Here is a 1,208-nt window from a genome sequence, read left to right as displayed (position 1 = left end):
GCCGCGCCCGGCGGCGGGGTACGAGTCGATGCGTCCGGCTTCACCGCGGCCCGCTCCGGCGCAGCCGCAGCAGCAGTCGCCGTACGAGGACCCGTACAACCAGCCGTACCAGAGCCGGGGTTACTGAGCGGACCGGCCGGGGACGGGCGGGACCGTCCCCGGGGCTCTCCGTGCGGCCCTGCCGCCGTGCCGCTGCCCGCGGACGGGTGTGCGGCGAGGCGGCGTCGCCCGGCCGGCGGCGGCGGACCCCGCCTCCGCGGCGGGGGGCGGTGTCACGCCGCGGCTGGAAGCCGAGGCGGAGCTGGGCTGGGCTGGACGCGTCGCGACCGGGGAGGTCGCCGTCCGCGCGGAGGTGAGACGCCCGGCAGCCGCCCTCCGGGGAAGACCGTCCGCACGGCCCGGCCCCGGGGAACTCACGGGGCCGGGCCGTGCGTTGACGGCGTGAGGGCGCTGCCGTCCCGCCCCCCGGCCGGTTCCGGAGGGACGGGCCCGAGGGCCGGACGTACGGACGCGGAAGGGGGTGCATGGCCGTGCGGGCGATCCTGGGGATCCGCCGGTGGCGGCGCAATCCCCTGTGCCGGCCGACCGACCGCCACGAGGCGTGGCTGGGGCTGTCCGCCCTGCTGCTGATGCTGGTGGCGGCCCCGCTGCTCGGGTGGGGGTGCGGTGCGCTCACCGAGGACGCCCTCCGGGCGACGGCCAGGGAGCAGCGGGCCGACCGCCACCTCACGTCGGCCGTCGTCGTACATGAGCTGCCCGACGAGTCGTCACCCTTCGCCCTGGACGCGGAGAGCATCGTGACGGAGGCCGCCACCCACACCTCGGTGGCCGCCCGGTGGACGGCACCGGACGGCACCGAGCGTTCGGGCACGGTCTCCACGACGTCCGAGACGACCGCCCCCGGCACCCGGATCCGTATATGGACGGACGGCCACGGTGCGCCCGCGATGCGCCCCATGGACGCCTCGGCCGTACGGACGCACGCGGTGCTGGCCGGTGTCGGTGCGGCACTGCTCGCGGCCGGTGCGGTGGAGGCGGCCCGCAGGCTGGCGGTGGGACGCATGGTGCGGCGCAGATACCAGCGCATCGACCGCGCCTGGGCCGAAACGGGCCCCGACTGGGGCAGAACGGGTACGGGCACCTGACACCGAGGGCGCGCTGTCGGGACCGGGGCGCCCCGCCGTGCTCCCGCCGGGAAGCGGCAGGCG

At 77.7% G+C, this 1,208-nt stretch carries 2 protein-coding genes; both read left to right on the top strand.

Annotated features, from left to right (window positions below):
• A partial coding sequence (locus IH13_RS45880) for a DUF6643 family protein (RefSeq protein ID WP_324605214.1) occupies positions 1–127 on the top strand: 127 nt, incomplete at its 5' end.
• 397 nt (positions 128–524) lie between these two features.
• The gene (locus IH13_RS0133325) at positions 525–1,145 is read left to right on the top strand and encodes an Rv1733c family protein (protein WP_031090400.1); all 621 of its coding nucleotides are present in this window, start codon (positions 525–527) and stop codon (positions 1,143–1,145) included.
• The last annotated feature ends 63 nt before the right edge of the window (positions 1,146–1,208 follow it).

The organism is Streptomyces sp. NRRL WC-3549 (genome assembly GCF_000721935.1).
Classification (GTDB): domain Bacteria; phylum Actinomycetota; class Actinomycetes; order Streptomycetales; family Streptomycetaceae; genus Streptomyces.
The sequence above is the reverse complement of the archived record's forward strand: the minus strand, read 5'-3'. Positions and strand labels throughout refer to the sequence as shown.